The organism is Rhodococcus sp. NPDC056506, assembly GCF_042794945.1.
GTDB lineage: Bacteria > Actinomycetota > Actinomycetes > Mycobacteriales > Mycobacteriaceae > Rhodococcus_F.
In genome coordinates this window covers 162,092-179,771 of the sequence record NZ_JBHTSW010000002.1, presented here as the reverse complement: position 1 = coordinate 179,771, position 17,680 = coordinate 162,092, and the positions used below count along the sequence as shown (strand labels likewise).

The following is a 17,680-nucleotide window of genomic DNA, read 5'->3' as shown; positions in this document are numbered from 1 at the left end:
GAAAAGCGAGAAACTGCGGTAAGCCGGGACATGCCCGTTTCGATCCTAGAAATACCTGGTGCGACGGACGTGACTGTCCGTGCAGACTTCTGGGCTCACACTGCACAACTTCTGGTTGAGCGTCCGCATCGCGGGGTATCAGGGCTGCATGGCTTTGCTCCTGGATACATCCGTGCTGGAGCCTGACCAACGCACGGACGCCTTTGTCGACGCGATGGGTCGTGCCTCGGTTCCGTGCGCAATCCACTTGGAGACCCCGGAACGGGTGAGCGCAAGAATGAACGTGTGGAACCTCGGTGCAGCATCACTGTTCCGCTCCGAGTCGACTGGTATGCGGTTGGCCCGAACACCACGCCACGTCCGGTCCGCATCGATGCCCGTCCTTGCGATTGCCCTGCAGGAGAGCGGGATCGGCCATCTCGACCAACACGACGAACAACGCAGAGTGCCCGCCGGTGAACTGTTGATGACGGACCTGACGTCGACCTACGATTTCTCCTGGTCGGGAGCGGGCGCTTCCCAGTGCCTCTACGTTCCGATGGATCGTCTGGGATTGCCGATCGAGACCGTCCGCGACGCAGCGACCCGGCCTCATCACAGCAATCTGTACCCCTTGATGATCGCGCACGTTCGCGAATTGTTCCGCTGCGCCGACCTGTTGGACACCGATCCCGCGGCCGAACAACTGGGTGAGGCTTCGATCGAACTCGCGCGCGCGTTGGTCACCTCCATCGCGCATTCCAATCCCGACGCTTCGGCCCCGAGATCGACACTCGCCGCGGCTTCGATCCGTCGATACATCCGCGAACACCTTCACGATCCAGCACTGCATCCCGCACGAATTGCTCACGCCCACAACATCTCACTGCGACAGCTGTACAAGATCTGCTCGGACAACGGATTTCGGATCGAGCAATGGATCATCACCCAGCGTCTGCAGAAGGCTCGCGAAGAACTTCGTGGACCGGCCACCGCCGACCTGCCGATCGCGACCATCGCGCACCGGGCGGGCTTTGTCGACGCCGGCCACTTCAGCCGACGCTTTCGGCTGGCCTACGGAATCAGCCCGACTCGTTGGCGTCAGCTCCGCGATTCAAGTAGCGCCACAACGTCTGACTGACCACGACTTTCGGCATTGTCCAACGCGGTCTTTCCTGACGCATCCCGGATCGAGGGATCTGCCCCAGCGTCGAGGAGCTGAGTGATCACATCGATATAGCGCGCGGAACCGTCGCCGTAGACAACAGCTTCGAGTAGCGCCGTCCACCCCGGATCATTGACGTGATTGACCGGGACCCCGGCAGCGATCAGCATCCGGACGGTCTCGACATGAGCGTATTCACTCGCGGGAATCAGAGCCGTACCGCCGTAACGGTTCACGCTGTCGACGTCCGCGCCGTGGGCGAGCGTGAGCGCCAGAATCTCGTTCAATCCCTCGGCTCCGGAATACAGGAAGGCCGAATCCTGCATGGAATCCTTCGCGTTCACGTCTGCACCAGCGAGAATCAACGTGGACGCCGCAGCGACGGCGTTGTTCTTGGTGGCCTCGACGAGCGGAGTCCGATCGTCCTGATCGCGGGCTTCGATGTTCGCACCGGAAGCCAGGGCAGCGGTGATCGCTGCCGGATCATTGCGGTCCACCGCATCGAAGAGTGCCCGTTCGGATTCCGGCGACGACGGCGGCTTGGCATCTGCAGGCGGTGCCGTCGCTGACGACGACGCGGTGGTCGGCGCCACCGAGGTGTCGGAAGAACTGCAACCCACCAAGGCTCCGGTTACCGACGCTGCGATTATTCCGCCTGCGAGGACAGCTCTCGACATCCGCTTCATGGAACCAGTCTTCCACAGCCGGCCGAATGGCCCGAGAATCACAGATAGGGCGACATCTTCAACATCGATCGTCTCACCACCGGTTTGATCGCCGGAATGATCCACCGTTTCCAGCCGAGCGTGGCTGCGATGTCCGCGGTGATGTCGTCGAAGCTACGGCTCTGATACCGCAACAGCCGCTGACTCTCTTCGGTATCCACCCAGTCCGTCACATATTCGTTGCCGCTGAAAGCTGTCTCGGGCAACGGTTCCAACCCCATGGCGCCAAGCATCCTCGCCAGATAGTCACGGTAGGTCACCTGACAGGACTCACCACCACCGACAAACAGCACCCGGCCCCACACCTGTGGCGTCTCCAGTGCGTTGGCGAGAGCGACGGCCGCATCATCTGGGTGCAGCACCTCGATCCTGTTGTCCAAGCCGATCTCGAACATGATGGGATCGGCCCCACGTGCGGCGATGATCGGAACGTCGGCGAACCGCGGGATGAACCACGTCAGACCGGACTCTCGCACTATGCGTTCGGCTTCGATCTTCTGGGCTGTGTAACCATCCGTCGCCTCGAGTGGATCATCCACTCTACGAGGCGGTTTCCGATCCATCGTTCGACCGTGAACATCGAATGTCGACGCAAAGAGAACTTTCGGTGGACCGCTCTGCGCCAGCGCTGCCGTGACGACGTTACGAGTTCCCTCGACATTGACCTTCGCCGCACCAGCAACGTCGAGTTCACTGGCAGGCGGAATGACTGCGGCCAAGTGAACTACGACATCTACCCCTGCCACCGCGGCCTCGACGGTCTGGTAGTCACGAATGTCGCCCCAGATCGTCTCGATCCCGTGAAAGGCGTTCGCCCGCTTGCGATCCTCGGGAGTTGCCAGCGCAAGACAACGAACGTCGTGACCTCTGCGCACGAGTTCCGTCAGAACGTGCGAACCGATGTTCCCGAAGGCTCCCGTCAAGAGCACCTTCATGATCGGATGGTGCCTCGCCCGGCGATGAGGGGAAGATCCAGCGCTGAAACGAGCCCGGCGTCGATGTCGTCGAGCATCGGAATGGCGTTGATCGCTCGCATTCCCGTCGCCAGGCAACCTCCGGTGATCGGATCTCCGTCGAGCGCCCCACGGAACGCGGTCTCCTGCGTGATGTCCGGACTGCCTTTGATGATCACGCGGTAGACGTCGTTCTCCACGGAAGTTGCTCTGGGCCAGTGTGTTGCGGCATCGTTGGTGATGCGGTTGACGTGCTCGATCACGATCTTCGCCTCGTCACCCACCCAACCGCGGATCTCGAATCGCACTGCGGCACATTGACCGGGTTCGATGACACCGAACGGATACGTGATCGGCTCGGTGGCGGCCCACTTCTCGTACACGGTGTCGATACGGTCCAACTTGACTCCGACGGCGTCGGCGATCATCGGAATGGTGTGACCCCAGGCGAAGATCAACACCTCGGGAATCTCGAGTACCGCCGGAGTATCGACCGACACGCCGATTCCCATCGTGGAGCTGTAGTCGCCTGCATAGTTCGCGTAGTCCAACAGTTCCTGCACGCGGACGCTGTCCACCCGGCCACAGACGCCCATGAGCGTCAACGGGAAGAGATCGTTGGCAAATCCCGGATCGATTCCCGTGGTGAAGCACGACTTTCCGCTTTCACGACAAGCCTTTTCGAGGTCCTCCAGCATTTCTTTCGGGCACACCTGCGGGTAGACCAACGGCGTCATCGACGTCGACACCACATGCTTACCTGACAGCAGAGAGCGAGACATGTTCGCGATGTTCTCGATGGCGAATTCAGCAGTCGGACCGAAGTATGCAACCGCGTCAGCATCGACGGCGAGTGCTGCCTCGCTGTCGATCGTGGCGGCCAACCCCACCGGCTCGACTCCGATGAGTGTGCCGACGTCGACGCCGTCCTTCTCCGGGTTGTGCACGATCACGCCGACCAGTTCGAATTCGGGATGATCGAGCAGTTCGCGGATGACCAACTTCCCCACGACGCCCGTTCCCCAGACGATGACCTTGTGTTTCATTGCAGTACAGTCCTTTCCAGAGCAGAGTCAACAGATGGTGTATCGACGATCAGCGGAAGAACTCGCCGCCGTTGACGAACAGCGTCTGCCCGGTCAACATTCGCGCGCGATTGGACGCGAAGAAGACCACGGCATCCGCTACGTCGTCGTCTGCCGGGATTTCACCGAGCGGCATGTTCTTGCTGATCTCGGCGATGATGTCTTCTTCGGGGACCCGACGGTCGGCCGCCGCGAGGCCGACGTAGAGCTGTACCGGCGGTCCCCACATCCATGTCGGAACTACAGTGTTGACACGGATTCGATACTGTCCCAGTTCTTTTGCCAGCGACCACATCGCTGCGTACAGCGCACCCTTGGACGTCGCGTATGCCGATTGGGGCAACTGCGGATGAAACATGGCCTGCGAGCCGATCATGACGACAGAGCCGCCGCGCTTCTTCAATTCGGGCAACGCCGCCTGCGTCAAAGTGAGAGTTCCGATGACGTTGACGTCCAGCATCGCCTTCCAGGCACTCAGATCAGCGCCTTCGAGTCCGCCGAACACGTCTTCCTTGGCCGCGACGTTGACCAGCGCATCCACCCGGCCGAAACGTTCGGTGGCAGTATCGATCAAGCGCGAGCACGACTCCGGATCGGCGATGTCCGTCACTGAATAGGCGACGTGAGCGCCGGTCGGGTCGATCTCCTCGCAGACGGACTTCAAATTCTCTTCGGTTCTTGCGCCGAGCACCACATTGGCCCCGTCACGGACTGCAGCCAAAGCGATTTCACGCCCCAAACCGGTTCCGACACCGGAAACAACCACGGTCGAGTCTTCGAGCAATTGAGTCATGACGCGCACCTCCACAGGGCACCCGAGGGATAACGTAACGCCGTGTTACGAATATGGAGAAACGTAACACTGCGTTACGCTATTCACAATGGATTTCGAAGAAGTCACCCCAGACATCGTCACCCCAGACGAAGACACCGAACGGCTACGCGGGAGGCCCCGCGATCCCGCCATCGGTGATTCAGCCCTGGCCGCAGCACGCGAGTTGCTGGCCGAGGTCGGCTGGGACAAAACGACGATGGTGGCGATCTCCGAGCGCGCCGGCGTCGGCAAGCCCGCCCTGTACCGTCGGTGGCCGTCCAAGACCCACCTGGTTTTCGAAGCAGTCTTCGGTTGGGTCGACGAGCCTCCGCCCGTCGCCGACGCCACCGACCCCGAAGAATGGGTACGGGCTTCGTGCAACTACACCCTGGAACTCTTTGCAAAGCCGGAGGTGAAGGCCGCATTGCCGGGCCTGCTCTCCGCATTCGCCGAGCGCGGCGACCTGCCGTCGACATTGTGGTCGGAGTTCGGCGGCCCCGGCATCGCCATGCTCGCGCAGATGCTGAACCGCGGCGACGGTGATACCGACGCGATGCGGGACGCTCAGGCAACGATGCTGTTCATCGTCGGCGGCACGATGGTCCTGAGAATGCTGATGCCCGAGGACGAATCCGCACCCCTGGTCGAACGAATGCCGGACATATTGCTCCATGGCGTCACGCCGAAGGACCAGGACATCACCTGAGCGCGGTAGAGCCGAACGGACGATTCGTGGAGTTCGAAATCGGGACTCGCTAAATCAGGGACTTTGGTCCGAATTTTTGATTTGGACGCTTAACAAGTGTCCGAATTGGGTAGTTTCACATCATCTAACTCGTTCAAAATGTCGATCCAGCGGTCACGTCCAGTGCAGCCAGTCGAACAGGAGTCGGATGAGCAGCCCATTTCGTGATGCCGCTGCACTAACGCTCGACGCGTCTCACCGCGTCGGGCAAGCGCACGTGCCAGGTGCCGTACTCAACGGTCGTTTTCACCCGCCATCTGCCGTCAAAGGACTGGTCCCGCGTCCGCGCCTGCATCGCAAGCTCACCGCCTCCACAGCCACCAAAGGCTCGGGACCCGGGCCCGTCGGGCTGCTCTCGGCTCCGGCCGGGGCGGGGAAGACCTTGCTGCTGGCCGATTGGGCTCGCGAATATTCGCGCGCCTCCCCTGATGTTGCGCTGGCCTGGCTGACACTGGCCGAGCGCGACAACAACGTGTCGATACTGTGTGAATCCCTCGCCGAGGCGATCGCGACATCCGTCGACACGTCAGGCCAGAGGCTTCCCGCGCAGACGGGATCCAGGCCACCTGTCGAGCAATGGCTCGCGCACTTCGCGGAGACCCTCGAAACGCACGAGCGCCGAACAACGTTGATCCTCGACGACGTTCACACCCTCCACGATCCGATGTCTATCAGTCTGCTCGATCGAATTCTCACCCAGACGCCGGGCAACCTGTCGGTCATCGTCGCCGCCCGCTACGAACCACCGCTCACGTGGCATCGCCTGGCTCTCGACGGCCGACTCACCCGCTTCGCATCCACCGATCTTGCTTTCGACCGCTCCGAGATCACCGCGATATTCGGTGAGTACAACATCACGCTGCGCGACGACGAGCTTGCAATCGTCGAGAACTTCACCAAGGGGTGGGGCGCCGTCGTTCGCCTCACCGCAGCGTTTCTGGCGGGCCGCAGCGACATCGGCGATGCGCTCGACGAGTTCACGCACACGCCCCGCCCGATCGCAGACTTTCTCGTCGACGAGGTACTGACGTCCTTGCCCGAACATGTCACCTCGTTCATGCTGCGGACATCGGTGGTCGATTCTTTCTCCGCCCAATTGGCGGAAACTCTGACCGACTCGAACGCACGGTCCGAGATCGACTCGCTGATTCAGTTCAACTTCCCTGTCACCCGTACCGACTCCGCCGATCACACAACGTGGTTCAGTTATCACCCGCTGTTGCGCGAACATCTTCGGGCAGAGTTCCGTCGCGTCGATCACGACGAGAGAAATCGCGCACACCTGCGAGCCGCGTCCTGGTTCGAAAGCAATCACCTCGAACTCGAAGCGCTCGAACTCGAGGTGTCGATCGGCGACCCACGCCGCATTATCGCGTTTCTCGAACGCTGCGGGCTGGGCCTCGTACTCGACGGGCACTGTGGAGACGTCGTGCGAGTCCTCGAATCCGTGTCGACGCAGGTCTCTGAAGCCCCGATCACCCGGCTGGTGCTGGCGGCGGCCGCCCTCCATTCCGGTGACGTCACCTCGGCGACGACGTGCCTCGATCTTCTCGAAGCAACTCATCCACCGATTGCAGACGACCCACTGTTTCAGGCAATGAGCCTGGAAATATCCTGCGTTACGGTAACTTCCGACAGCGAGCCGCTGGCGTCACGTCTGGAGCAGCGTCAGAACAGCACCCACTCCGACGTCGAAGCCTACGCACACATGGAGTTGGCGACTGCGCACTTACTTCGACGTGAGTTCGACAGGGCGACTGTCGAATACACTCAAGCCGTCGCACTCGGGACGCTGCGGGGCAGGGCGCGATTCGTCTTGAAGTCGCTGACCGGACTGGGTTATGTCGCTTCCCTCAGCGGAGACATCGGGGCCATGAGGGCTCACTCCATCTACGCTCTGGACTACGCGGTCGAGCATCGCATCACGACGACTGCGGAGTACGAGTTGTCCGCGTCGGTGGCCGCCTTTGCTGCATATCTCTGCGCTTCGAGTGAGCTTCCGTACCGCATCCCGACGATCGGAAACTACCGGAGCACAGACGTTCTCGGCGCCAGCACGCCGGCATTCGGGTGGCACTCCGTCGTAACCTTCGGCCTTCACAGTCTCGACGGCTCGACCGACCGACGCTCGACCGCCGCCGATGTCCGCGACGCGATGCTCAGCGCGATCGAATTACGTACCTTCGCGTTCGCGACCTTGGCTCTTCTACCGCCCGTCGTCAACGCGTGCCTTTCCGTCGGCGAAGTGGAATGGGCAGCCCGACTCGTACGGGATGCGGCCGATCGGTTCGGCGAGACCGCGGAGATACATCTCGCGCGGGGTGCCGTCGCCTTCTCGTCCAACAAGTTCGCGGAAGCACTCGCCGAAGTTTCCGAAGCTCTCGGGTCCTCCGAAATCCCGCTGCTCGCACATCACGTCTACGCCTGGACACTCGAAGCCGGGATCCACGCTGCAACAGGTCACGAGCGCAAGTCGTTTCGTTCCCTTCACAAAGCGCTACGCGCCGCGGAAGCCGGTAACTTGCTGCGTCCCTTCCTCGACTACGGCCCATCCCTGCGGCCGGTGTTCGACGAGTTCAGTGGGCATTTCGGTGATCAGGAAACATTCGCCGAACAGGTACGCAACCGCATACGTCCACAAGAATTGGTGAGTGCACCGATCCTCACCCCGGGCGAATACACCGTGCTGCGTGAACTCGCTTCGGGAGACACCACCGAGTCGATTGCCGACACGCTGTTCCTGTCCGTCAACACCATCAAGACGCATCTTCGTGGGATCTATCGCAAGTTGGAAGTGAGCAACCGACGCGACGCACTCAAGGCTGCGCGACGCGGCGGACTCATCTGAGCAAGACTGCCTCCATGCCCCCGAAGCTGTATTCCGATACGCGCGATCGACTGACCGTCTGGGCGAGAGGCACACCGAGTCGACGGTTGGCGACCGATGCAACCATCGGGGTCTTCGAAGTCGGACTCGTGGACAGCGCCATGACGTTGGCAGCCCAGGCCTTCACTTCCTTGCTGCCGGTCATGATCGCGGCGTCCACCCTGGAGCAGCTGAAGCCGTTGGCCGATGCCGCAAAGGATGACCTCGGCGTCCAACTCCCCAACGCCGAAATCACCAGTACCTCCACTGCTGCGGCTTTCGGGATCGTCGGCTTGCTCATGCTGCTGATCAGTTCCACGTCCTACGCGCGCGCTCTCGGCCGCATGTACGGACGTATCTGGAGCGTGCCGACCGCGACGCTTCGTCAGGCGTGGCGATGGATCGCTGTCGTCTTCGTCGTGGCCGGGTCGGTGGTCGGCGCGGCCCTGTGCCGAGAACTGAACAGCGTTCCGGGAGTGGGCAATCTCTTGGAATTTTTTGCGGTCTATGGGGTGTGGGCACTCGTCTGGACCGCCGTGCCCATGCTACTGACGGCCAATCGCATGACCACTCGCATGTGCGTCGGGTCCGGACTGCTCACCGCGACGGGTCTGACCGGCCTGCACGTGGCCGGCACTCTTTTTCTGCCGCGGATGACCAAGACGTCTCAGGACGAGTTCGGTCTCCTGGGCGTGATGTTCACCGTCATCGGCTGGCTGTTCATCTTCTCGGCCATCGTGGTTGTCGCGTCGTCGATCGTCGGATCAGTGGCCAAAGATTCCGGTCCGCTGGGAATCTGGCTGCGAACCTCACGCTGAGGTGTTGTCCCGACCTGCAAGCGCTTGCGAGACAGTCGGGTAGACGTCGACCTTCAGCGCGCCCTGGTCAGCGCCGGACAGAACGTCGCGGAATTGTCCGATGTCGCGTGCCACACGGAAACTCACATTCTTGCGAGCCAACGAATCTCGAAGCTGAGCCAGCATCTGGGCCGCGCTGACATCGATGAACGGTGACGTCTCGGCGTCGAGGACGACCATGGTGGTGCCGGCAGTCACCAAATCGGTGATCTGATCACGCACGTGGTCGGCATTGGCGAAGAACATCCCCGCTTCAACCCTGACCACTACGACGCCGTCGAGTGTCTTCAGATCAGGATGACTGCTGGTGTCGACCCAGCGCGTGCCGTCCTTGGCCAGAGCGGCCACATGCGGTTTGGAGACTCGATACAGGAGCAGCAACATCGAGACGGCGATTCCGATGATCAATCCGGGCAAGGTGTCGAACAGCAGGACTCCGAACATCGCCGCGATCGCTGCGGCGAAATCGGCCCGCGCGGCGTGCCCGTAGATGCTGCCCAACCGCTTCGTCCACACCCGGTACAGCGCTGCGAGAGAAGAGAAATCGACCAGTTCGATCACTGCTGCGATGACCACCGCCGAGAGCGTCGCCTCTGGCAACTTCTCGAACAACCCAGTCAGGAACAACAGCGTCACAAGAGTCAGTGCAGCGACCACCAATCCACTGACCTGAGATTTGGCCCCCGCTCCCCCGTTGACAGCAGTCTTCGAAAGGCTGCCGTTTACTACCATTCCCGAGCAGAGGCCCGATCCCAGGTTTGCCGCGCCCAGTCCAGCCAGTTCACGATTGGCGTCGATTGTGTAACCGGCCTTGGCCGCGTACGTCTTTGCAGCGCCCAGACCTTCCGCAAATCCGATGAGCAGAACACCCACCGCCGGTCCGACCAGATCGAGGTAGTCCTCGGCTCCAACGCCACTAGGCAGACCCATCGACGGCAGGCCCGAGTCGATGTGCCCGACGATGTCGATGCCACGATCATCGAGGCCGAACAACGCGACTGCGGTAATGCCCAGCAGTACGACGAGGAGCGAACCCGGCACAAGCGGAAGCCATCTCTTGACGCCCAGGACCATTGCCAGGCTGAGCAATCCGATGATCACGGTCGGTCCGTCGACCTCGCCCAGTTCCTTCACCACTGTCCACGCCTGGACGAAGAAGTTTCCCTCACCCTTGTCCACGCCCAGAAGTTTGGGCACCTGACCGATGATGATCGTGAGCGCCAGACCGACGATGAATCCCTTCAGAACCGGTTCGGAGATGAAGGAGGCGATGAATCCGAGACGCATGAATCCCGCCAGCAGCCCGACGAGCCCGGTGACGATCGCCAACCCGACCGACAACGCAATGAAACGCTCGTCGTCACCCGAGGCCAGTGGCGCGATCATCGTCGCGGACAGGGCTGCGGTCGCCGACATCGGCCCGACGATCAGATGGCGCGAACTGCCAGCCGCTGCATACAGAATCAGCGACGGCACCGCAGCATAAAGTCCGACCACCGGTGGAACTCCGGCTATGGTGGCGTAGGCGAGCGCTTCCGGGACAAGGACAGCCCACACCGTAAGGCCCGCAATGATGTCGGGGCGAAGCCAAGCGCGTTGGTAGTCGGACAACGACCCGAAGACCCACCAGGTCCGCGTGTGCGGAGCACTCATAGTCCTTGCACCCCTTTACTGATCTGCATCGCCGCGATCAGGACGAGGAGCCCGACGTTCAGCAAGTGCGTGTTGGTGGCTATCCAGGTGCGGATCTTCTGCAACGGTTCGGTTGCCTCCTCCTTCTTGACCAGTAGGAGCGCGACGGGCACCGCAACCGAGGTCACGGACACCAGCGAGAAGATCACGGCCGAGACGATCTGCGACGTGGGCGCCACGGTGCTGAGCCGAAAGTTCATGGCGGCGGCGATGGCACACGACATGTCGATGGGGTTGAGAACGAAAAGAGCGAAACCGAGCACACCTGACCGCGCCGGTTGGAAATGCTCCACCGACTGGAGCATTTTAGGCAGCTGAGGTGCCGCAGCCACGACGTCGCCGGGCGCCACTGCAGCCGCCATCGCCTGGACGCCACGGCGGCTGCGCGAGTAGACGAACCAAGCTCCCGCCAGCAGCGTCGCCCCGAGAACGAGATGGAGGAGGGGGACCCACAGCGGCGGGTGTGTGCGCTGGTGAACTTGCAGTGCGGTCAAGATGATGTACGAACCGGCCAGCGCGACAACTATTCCGAGATACCACCCGATCAGGTACGCAATGCTGTTGACACGCGCTCGTTCGGAAAAGAGTACGGCCACAACGGCGACAACCGCCAGCGGGCTCATGATGATCCCGAGCGCCAGCGGGATCTGTTGCAGTAGCAGCGATCCCATAACTACCTCCAGTTGTCAGAGACCGCCGATGCCCTTGCCGATGAGAACGACGCCGATGACCAGGATCAGCACGCTCATCACGGTGGCATTGTTGTCCTGCAACCACACCTTCAGCTTCGCCAACGGACTGCGCAGCCGCTCCGCGGCAACGAGATAGCCGATCACGGGTACGCATACCGTGGAGGCGGCGATGATCGTGAAGACCACAACAGCGACAATCACTTCTCCGGATCCAAGCGAGGCGGATCCGATCGAGATTCCGGCCGCGATACACATCATGAGATTCTTCGGATTGATCGCGGCCAGAGCGAAGCCCAAGCCCAGGCCCTTGGCAGCAGTCATGTCGTCGATGGCTTGCATCCACTTCGGGGTTTCGTGCTCACCTCCGCGGCCGCGCCATTGCTTGGCTCCGAACGCAAGTAGCAGCACACCCAACGCCAGCTTGATCCACGACACCGTCGCTGACGGATCGCCCTCGGAGTCGCCGAGCTTGCTGGACAGGAGCACGAAGATCACAGTGGCGACGATGATTCCGAGTATCCAGCCCAAGGCGAATCCGACGCTGGTACTGCCGGCACGCTTGGACAACAACATCAAGATTGCCGCGATGATCGGGATCGGCGATACCGCAACGCCGACCGCGAGGGGTAACAGATCCCCGATGACAGATCCCATGCCGACCTCTTCTCTCTCCCGGTCGACACTAGGGGTGACGGCTCTGCGGAGCCTCACACAAAAGGGATGAACGGAACTGCGACGACTTTCACCCGTTGGGGATGACGCCTCGGAAGCGTGCGGGAGTAAGACTGGATCTCACGGATGCGGAGTCCTGGATCGAGCAGCGACGCCGATTACATTTGACGACATGTGATTTCGAGGCTCGGAGCGGTGCCGTCCCGGACCTCATGGCCCTACGAAATGGAGCGGACACTGATGAATGCTCCCACTCGGTATCAATTCCTCATCGACGGCGAAGTGTCGGACCGTGTCAAGGCCGCGTTTCCCGAACTCAGTGTTGCCAGTGCGGCCGGTGGATTCACCAGTTTGTACGGCCCCGTCGCGGACCACACTGCTATGCGAAGCATCATGGCCCGTCTCGATTCCCTCGGCTTGACCGTCGCCGAAATGCGTCGACTCCCAGACTGATCCGAGCCGCCATCCGACGGATTGCCCGCGCACGAGCGATGGTCCCGACCGAGTCGATTCGGTCGGGACCAACTGCTCTCGAGTTGTTCGGCGCCTAGACTCTGTCTCCATCCCAGGTCGCGACGGCCCAGATCACCACGACATCGAGCGCGATGACCAGGATCGACCACAGTGGGTAATACGGCATCCACAAGAAGTTGGCGATGATCGAGAGCGACGCAATGACGATTGCCGCCGCCCTGGCCCACACTGCACCGGTGAAGAGGCCGAGGGCCACCAAAATTCCGATGATGCCCAAGATGATGTGGATCCAACCCCACGTCGTGATGTCGAACTTGTACGTGTAGTTGATACCCACGACAAACAGATTGTTGTCGGCGACGGCCGCGATGCCCTGAAGCAGAGCGACAATGCCTGCGGTGAGCAGCAGAATTGCTGCTGCAAACGTCGTACCGACCGCGAAACCCTGCCGGACAGGGTGATTCGCGGGTTCCCGCGGTGGAGCAGTCATCAGCGTTCCTTTCGACAGAATGCACTTCCCTTACTCAGTCTCGAGGGGCTGGAAAGCGAAAACATCACCCGTCGCGGATGAACCGCAGGTCACCGACCCGTACCCGCTTGTCGGCAACGCAAACCAGACCTGACACCCTTTTCCTCGACTGAACACAGGCTGTGGCGTACTTGTAAGGGTGTTCACTCAACTGAATCTGTGCTCGGGCACCTGGCACTGAGGTTGGCTGTCGCCCCCTATCTGCGGCGTCTTCTCGAGCAACGGGCCGCGCACATCAAGAGCCGTGCAGAAGCCGGCACCCCTTTCACCGAGTGAGCACCCTCTCTGACGCGCCGCAGAGGGTGCCCACTCGACAAAACCAGTGCCCACTCAGCAGCAGTCGCACTCATGCCCGCCCTCGGGCACAGCCACAACCGGGCAGCACGGATCGCCCTTCCACGCGTTGACGCCTTCTTTCACCGCGATGACGGCGATGACCAGTGCGGCAATCGGATCCGCCCACGACCAGCCGAGCAGCGAGTTGAGCAGCAAACCGACCAACAAGACAGCAGAGAGGTAAGTGCAAAGCAGCGTCTGCTTCGAGTCCGCGACCGCCGAGAGCGAACCCAACTCCCGACCCGCTCGGCGCTGCGCATAGGACAGGGCCGGCATGATCGCCAAACTCACTGCAGCCAAGACTATTCCGACAGTAGTGTGCTGCGCTTCGCCCAGACCGAACAGTGACCGGATCGCGTCGAACGACACATACGCAGCGAGCCCGAAGAACGAGAAGGCAATCACTCGCAGTGCCGTCTTCTCACGACTCGCCGGATCTGGAGCCGAAAACTGCCAGGCGACCGCTGCCGCCGAGGACACTTCGATCACCGAATCAAGACCGAACCCGAACAGGGCCGCGGAAGACACTCGCGTCCCCTCCGTCAACGCGATGATCGCCTCGACGACGTTGTAGCTGATCGTGATCGCCACGAAGATGCGAATTCTTCTCGACAAGAGCGCTCGTCGGGCAGCCGACTGACCGACGTGATCGAGCGGCGCAACCATCAGCAGCACCCCTCTGACTCGCTGTCCGGGCAGTACGACGGATCCACCGCGAGAACGACCCCGAGCAGGTCGTCGAGAGCCTGACCGATATGTGCGTCGGCGAGTTCGTACCTGGTCCGGCGCCCTTCGGGGACGGCCACCACCAAGCCGCAGCCACGCAGGCAGGCCAGATGGTTGGACAGCTTCTGCCTGGTCACAGCCAACTTTTCAGCAAGGTCGGACGGATACCGGGGCGCGGACTTCAGCTCGAGCAGTATCCGTGTCCGAGTCTCATCGGACAGTGCATGCCCAAACCTCGCAAGCACCGCCACGTTGGTCACCACATTCATGCCCTCGACATCCATGCGAACGACAGTACATCGAAATCTGTATTGAGAAAACAGTGAACTCCAATGGTTCAAGATCCAGCCATCGGGTACCGCAAGCCTGGAACGCTCGACCAGACTTCGACCAGCGGGAGCCCGCATCAGATGAACCGCACAAAAATCGACGATCACATAGCGATGCCAGAACTTCCGACGGCCGGCAGCATCTTTCATGCCTCCTGGCCGGTGCGAACAGGGGACATTCACACCGACAAAAGCCTGCGCCTCGACGCGATCGCGCGATACCTCCAAGACGCGGGCTTCGACAATCTTGTCGACCGCGGCGCCATGGAGACCCATCCACTGTGGATGGTGCGGAGGACGGTGATCGACGTACTCGAACCCGTCGTCTGGCCGGATCGAGTTCACCTGCAGCGCTGGTGTTCCGGGCTGTCGAGCAAGTGGTGTTCGATGCGGGTTCGCATCAGGTCCGATGCAGGTGGGTTGATCGAAACCGAGGCGTTCTGGATCAACATCGACCCGAAGACGGGAATGCCCGCAACCATCAGTGAAAAGTTCACCGCCGCGCTTGCGTCGACCGCAATCGACCAGCATCTCCACTGGCGTCGGTGGATCGACCCGGCCCCTGACACGACGCCGTCAACGGATACGCCGTTCCCATTGCGCTCGAGCGATTTCGATCCCTTCGATCACGTGAACAACGCGATCTACTGGCAGCCTGTGGAAGATGCGCTGACCGATGACCTGAGGCGCGGACCCTTTCGGGCGATCCTCGAGTACACGCAGCCCATCAAAAGAGGTGAGCAGGTGACTGCGCGAGGGGCCACGAACACCCTCCACATCGACGCCGGCGGTGAAGCGCGTGCGTCGGCGCGCTGGTTCGCCTTGACTCCGAAGAGCAGCGATCAGGGGTGAAGTTTTCCGAATCCCACAACGGCAGAGTCGGATTGCCAGTCCAGATCGTGCACCCGCACCTTGCCGAACTCGTTGCCGCCAACCGTGATCGCTGTATCGCCGTCCACTGCCACCACGATGTTGGTGTGCTGACCGACCCATCTCGAACTGTCGTAGATCACCACATCACCCACGTTCGGGGTGTATCCGCTGCCGTTCTCGGCGTATGAGCCGATCCCCTGGTAGTACTCCTGCAAGGTGTACACCCCCGGGATGCGCCAGCTGCCGGAGTTCGGGTTCGACAACTGTCGACCCGCTTCCCTCATGATCCAGCTGACAAAATCGGCGCACCACTCTTCGTCGATACCGTCGGAATAGAAGGTGCCCGGGCGATCCTGCTCGTGCTCGGATCGGAGTAGTTCGAGCACACGAGCCTGGTCCGAAGTCACCGAACTGGCGTCGACCGTCGGGAACTCGGCGGTATCCCAGGGCAGATATCGCGATGGCGCGACCGCGACGGCCACCGCACCAACCACGATGACGACGCCGAGCACTCCGGCAATCCAGAGCAAGATACGGCGGCGACGGTCGGGTTCGGCAGGACTCACCCTTACAAGTGTGCCAGTTGGCCACGCACTAAATCCCCGACCGTGCGGTTGACCTGGCCATTCACAACAAACCCACACGAATGTGCCACCAAACTATTGCTATGGCACCAAAGTGGTGCCATAGTGATGCCATGGACTTGACACCGTACGTCGACAACCTTCGCCACGAACTCGCGGTGGCAGCCGAAGCAGGCGGAGACGACGCAAAGGCACTCGCCGATCGTTTGACCGCACCGCTGGAATCAGCAGTGCGACTCACCCTTCTCGACGCATTGTCTGCGGCAGCTGCCGAGATCACGCGTGACCTCGCCCCGGGTTCGGTGGACCTGCGCCTGCGGGGACGCGAACCCGAATTCGTGGTGGCACCGGCCATCAGTGAACCGGCTCCAGCCCCCATCGAAGAGGAACCGACTCCGGCACCGCGTCCTGTCACGGAGTCCGACGACGCCTCGATGACTCGAATCAACCTGCGTCTGGGGCAAGACCTCAAAGACCGGATCGAGGCGGCGGCCCGGGAAGCCGGGATCTCCGTCAACGCGTGGCTGGTTCGCTCGGCTGCAACGGCTCTGGAAGGCGGCATGAACAGAAGCATTCCGAGACAGCGCACGTCCCAAGGTTCCGAAAGCTTCACCGGCTGGGTGCACTGACACCGGCCCACTTTTTCGCACCACCCTCTTTCACCAACCGAGACAACCTCATCGGGAGTATCACCATGCCTACATTCAGCACACCTGACCCCATCACCTTGAACTTCGACGTGGCAGTCGGGCACATCCGGATCGCTGCGAGCGACCGCAACGACACTGTCGTGGAAGTGCTGCCCAGCAACTCGTCTCGCGAGGTCGACGTTCGAGTCGCCGAACAAACGCGCGTCGAATTCGCCGGTGGCCGGCTGCAGATCAAGACTCCGAAGCAGCGCGGCCTCGGCATTTTCGGGAAGACAGGATCTGTCGACATCTCCGTTCAACTTCCGTCCGCCTCGGAACTCGAAGGCACTGCCGCAGTTGCCAGCCTCCGCGCCGACGGCACTCTCGGACGATCACGCGTGAAGGTCTCGGCCGGCGATTGCACACTGGACACCACGGGACCGCTCAACGTCAGCACCGGGGCCGGCGCGATCACCGTCGAGCATGTAGCCGGTGACATCGACACGAGCACCGGGTCCGGAAGCATCCGCATCGGCCGCGTCGACGGCAACGCGGAGGTCAAGAATTCCAACGGCGACATCAACATCGGCACGATCACAGGCGCGCTGAAGGCAAAGACCGCCAACGGCAGTGTCGCCGTGGAGCACGCCGAGTCCGACGCAACGACCGCAACCGCCAACGGCGACATACGTTTCGAGACCATCGAGAGCGGTGTCGTATCTGCAAAGACGGCTGCCGGGCGAATCCATATCGGCGTTCGATCCGGAACCGCCGCGCGATTCGACGCTCATACGTCCTTCGGTCGCGTCGACAACCAGATGAATGCCACGCACGGACCGGCTTCGACCGAACGCCAAGTAGACGTCCGGGCGCACACCAGCTACGGCGACATCGTCATTCGACGTTCGGAGCCTCGAGAAGAATCCAACAAGAAGATCTAGCGAAAGGAACGCTG

The 17,680-nt window shown here is 61.6% G+C and carries 19 protein-coding genes; 8 read left to right on the top strand and 11 right to left on the bottom strand.

Translation table 11 applies throughout. From position 1 onward, the window contains the following. Positions 1 to 79 precede the first annotated feature (79 nt). Positions 80 to 1,120, top strand: a complete 1,041-nt coding sequence (locus ACFQ6H_RS03055; protein ID WP_378541756.1) for a helix-turn-helix domain-containing protein — start codon at positions 80 to 82, stop codon at positions 1,118 to 1,120. Here ACFQ6H_RS03055 and ACFQ6H_RS03050 read toward each other — a convergent pair. The 4 genes from ACFQ6H_RS03050 to ACFQ6H_RS03035 are packed head-to-tail and all read right to left on the bottom strand — an operon-like array spanning position 1,081 to position 4,700. Next, a complete protein-coding gene (locus ACFQ6H_RS03050; RefSeq protein ID WP_378643783.1) occupies positions 1,081 to 1,830 on the bottom strand; it encodes an ankyrin repeat domain-containing protein in 750 nt (249 codons plus the stop codon). The two genes, ACFQ6H_RS03055 and ACFQ6H_RS03050, sit on opposite strands and share 40 nt — an antisense overlap. Before the next feature lie 38 nt (positions 1,831 to 1,868). Next, positions 1,869 to 2,804: an NAD-dependent epimerase/dehydratase family protein gene (locus ACFQ6H_RS03045; protein ID WP_378643781.1), complete on the bottom strand. Its 936-nt coding sequence runs from the start codon at positions 2,802 to 2,804 to the stop codon at positions 1,869 to 1,871. Beyond that, complete coding sequence (locus tag ACFQ6H_RS03040) at positions 2,801 to 3,868, bottom strand: dihydrodipicolinate reductase (protein WP_378643778.1); 1,068 nt, start codon at positions 3,866 to 3,868, stop codon at positions 2,801 to 2,803. The genes ACFQ6H_RS03045 and ACFQ6H_RS03040 overlap by 4 nt, the downstream gene beginning before the upstream one ends. A gap of 49 nt (positions 3,869 to 3,917) precedes the next feature. Further along, positions 3,918 to 4,700 (bottom strand): SDR family oxidoreductase, encoded by a 783-nt coding sequence (locus tag ACFQ6H_RS03035; RefSeq protein WP_378643776.1) that lies wholly within the window; start codon positions 4,698 to 4,700, stop codon positions 3,918 to 3,920. Positions 4,701 to 4,788: 88 nt separating this feature from the next. Between ACFQ6H_RS03035 and ACFQ6H_RS03030 the strand changes: the two genes are divergently transcribed. The 3 genes from ACFQ6H_RS03030 (at position 4,789) to ACFQ6H_RS03020 (ending at position 9,150) form a co-directional block, all read left to right on the top strand. Continuing rightward, positions 4,789 to 5,427: a TetR/AcrR family transcriptional regulator gene (locus tag ACFQ6H_RS03030; RefSeq protein ID WP_378541745.1), complete on the top strand. Its 639-nt coding sequence runs from the start codon at positions 4,789 to 4,791 to the stop codon at positions 5,425 to 5,427. A gap of 187 nt (positions 5,428 to 5,614) precedes the next feature. After that, the gene (locus ACFQ6H_RS03025; protein WP_378643773.1) at positions 5,615 to 8,314 is read left to right on the top strand and encodes a LuxR C-terminal-related transcriptional regulator; all 2,700 of its coding nucleotides are present in this window, start codon (positions 5,615 to 5,617) and stop codon (positions 8,312 to 8,314) included. 14 nt (positions 8,315 to 8,328) lie between these two features. Further along, positions 8,329 to 9,150, top strand: a complete 822-nt coding sequence (locus tag ACFQ6H_RS03020) for a hypothetical protein (protein ID WP_378643770.1) — start codon at positions 8,329 to 8,331, stop codon at positions 9,148 to 9,150. Here ACFQ6H_RS03020 and ACFQ6H_RS03015 read toward each other — a convergent pair. The 3 genes from ACFQ6H_RS03015 to ACFQ6H_RS03005 are packed head-to-tail and all read right to left on the bottom strand — an operon-like array spanning position 9,142 to position 12,227. Next, entirely contained in the window at positions 9,142 to 10,842 is a 1,701-nt protein-coding gene (locus tag ACFQ6H_RS03015; RefSeq protein WP_378643767.1) for a SulP family inorganic anion transporter, read from the bottom strand. The two genes, ACFQ6H_RS03020 and ACFQ6H_RS03015, sit on opposite strands and share 9 nt — an antisense overlap. Continuing rightward, complete coding sequence (locus ACFQ6H_RS03010) at positions 10,839 to 11,552, bottom strand: GAP family protein (protein ID WP_378643764.1); 714 nt, start codon at positions 11,550 to 11,552, stop codon at positions 10,839 to 10,841. The genes ACFQ6H_RS03015 and ACFQ6H_RS03010 overlap by 4 nt, the downstream gene beginning before the upstream one ends. Before the next feature lie 15 nt (positions 11,553 to 11,567). Then, complete coding sequence (locus ACFQ6H_RS03005) at positions 11,568 to 12,227, bottom strand: GAP family protein (RefSeq protein WP_378447568.1); 660 nt, start codon at positions 12,225 to 12,227, stop codon at positions 11,568 to 11,570. A 258-nt stretch (positions 12,228 to 12,485) separates the two neighbouring features. On the opposite strand from ACFQ6H_RS03005, the gene ACFQ6H_RS03000 reads away from it, so the two are divergent. After that, positions 12,486 to 12,698 (top strand): hypothetical protein, encoded by a 213-nt coding sequence (locus ACFQ6H_RS03000; RefSeq protein ID WP_003943015.1) that lies wholly within the window; start codon positions 12,486 to 12,488, stop codon positions 12,696 to 12,698. Positions 12,699 to 12,792: 94 nt separating this feature from the next. Here ACFQ6H_RS03000 and ACFQ6H_RS02995 read toward each other — a convergent pair whose 3' ends face one another. The 3 genes from ACFQ6H_RS02995 to ACFQ6H_RS02985 form a co-directional block, all read right to left on the bottom strand. Continuing rightward, positions 12,793 to 13,209 carry a hypothetical protein gene (locus tag ACFQ6H_RS02995; RefSeq protein ID WP_378530586.1) on the bottom strand — a complete coding sequence of 139 codons (417 nt, stop codon included), beginning with the start codon at positions 13,207 to 13,209 and terminating at the stop codon, positions 12,793 to 12,795. A 369-nt stretch (positions 13,210 to 13,578) separates the two neighbouring features. Next, positions 13,579 to 14,250 carry a cation transporter gene (locus ACFQ6H_RS02990; RefSeq protein ID WP_378530584.1) on the bottom strand — a complete coding sequence of 224 codons (672 nt, stop codon included), beginning with the start codon at positions 14,248 to 14,250 and terminating at the stop codon, positions 13,579 to 13,581. After that, positions 14,250 to 14,594, bottom strand: coding sequence for an ArsR/SmtB family transcription factor (locus tag ACFQ6H_RS02985; RefSeq protein WP_378643761.1), 345 nt, complete (start codon positions 14,592 to 14,594; stop codon positions 14,250 to 14,252). The genes ACFQ6H_RS02990 and ACFQ6H_RS02985 overlap by 1 nt, the downstream gene beginning before the upstream one ends. 126 nt (positions 14,595 to 14,720) lie before the next feature. Between ACFQ6H_RS02985 and ACFQ6H_RS02980 the strand changes: the two genes are divergently transcribed. Next, positions 14,721 to 15,491 carry an acyl-[acyl-carrier-protein] thioesterase gene (locus tag ACFQ6H_RS02980; protein WP_378644020.1) on the top strand — a complete coding sequence of 257 codons (771 nt, stop codon included), beginning with the start codon at positions 14,721 to 14,723 and terminating at the stop codon, positions 15,489 to 15,491. Here the strand turns inward: ACFQ6H_RS02980 and ACFQ6H_RS02975 are convergent. Beyond that, entirely contained in the window at positions 15,482 to 16,078 is a 597-nt protein-coding gene (locus ACFQ6H_RS02975; protein ID WP_378643759.1) for a CHAP domain-containing protein, read from the bottom strand. The genes ACFQ6H_RS02980 and ACFQ6H_RS02975 overlap by 10 nt on opposite strands. Before the next feature lie 131 nt (positions 16,079 to 16,209). On the opposite strand from ACFQ6H_RS02975, the gene ACFQ6H_RS02970 reads away from it, so the two are divergent. Further along, the gene (locus ACFQ6H_RS02970; protein WP_378530576.1) at positions 16,210 to 16,725 is read left to right on the top strand and encodes a toxin-antitoxin system HicB family antitoxin; all 516 of its coding nucleotides are present in this window, start codon (positions 16,210 to 16,212) and stop codon (positions 16,723 to 16,725) included. A 65-nt stretch (positions 16,726 to 16,790) separates the two neighbouring features. Further along, complete coding sequence (locus ACFQ6H_RS02965; RefSeq protein ID WP_378643756.1) at positions 16,791 to 17,666, top strand: DUF4097 domain-containing protein; 876 nt, start codon at positions 16,791 to 16,793, stop codon at positions 17,664 to 17,666. Positions 17,667 to 17,680: the final 14 nt, after the last annotated feature.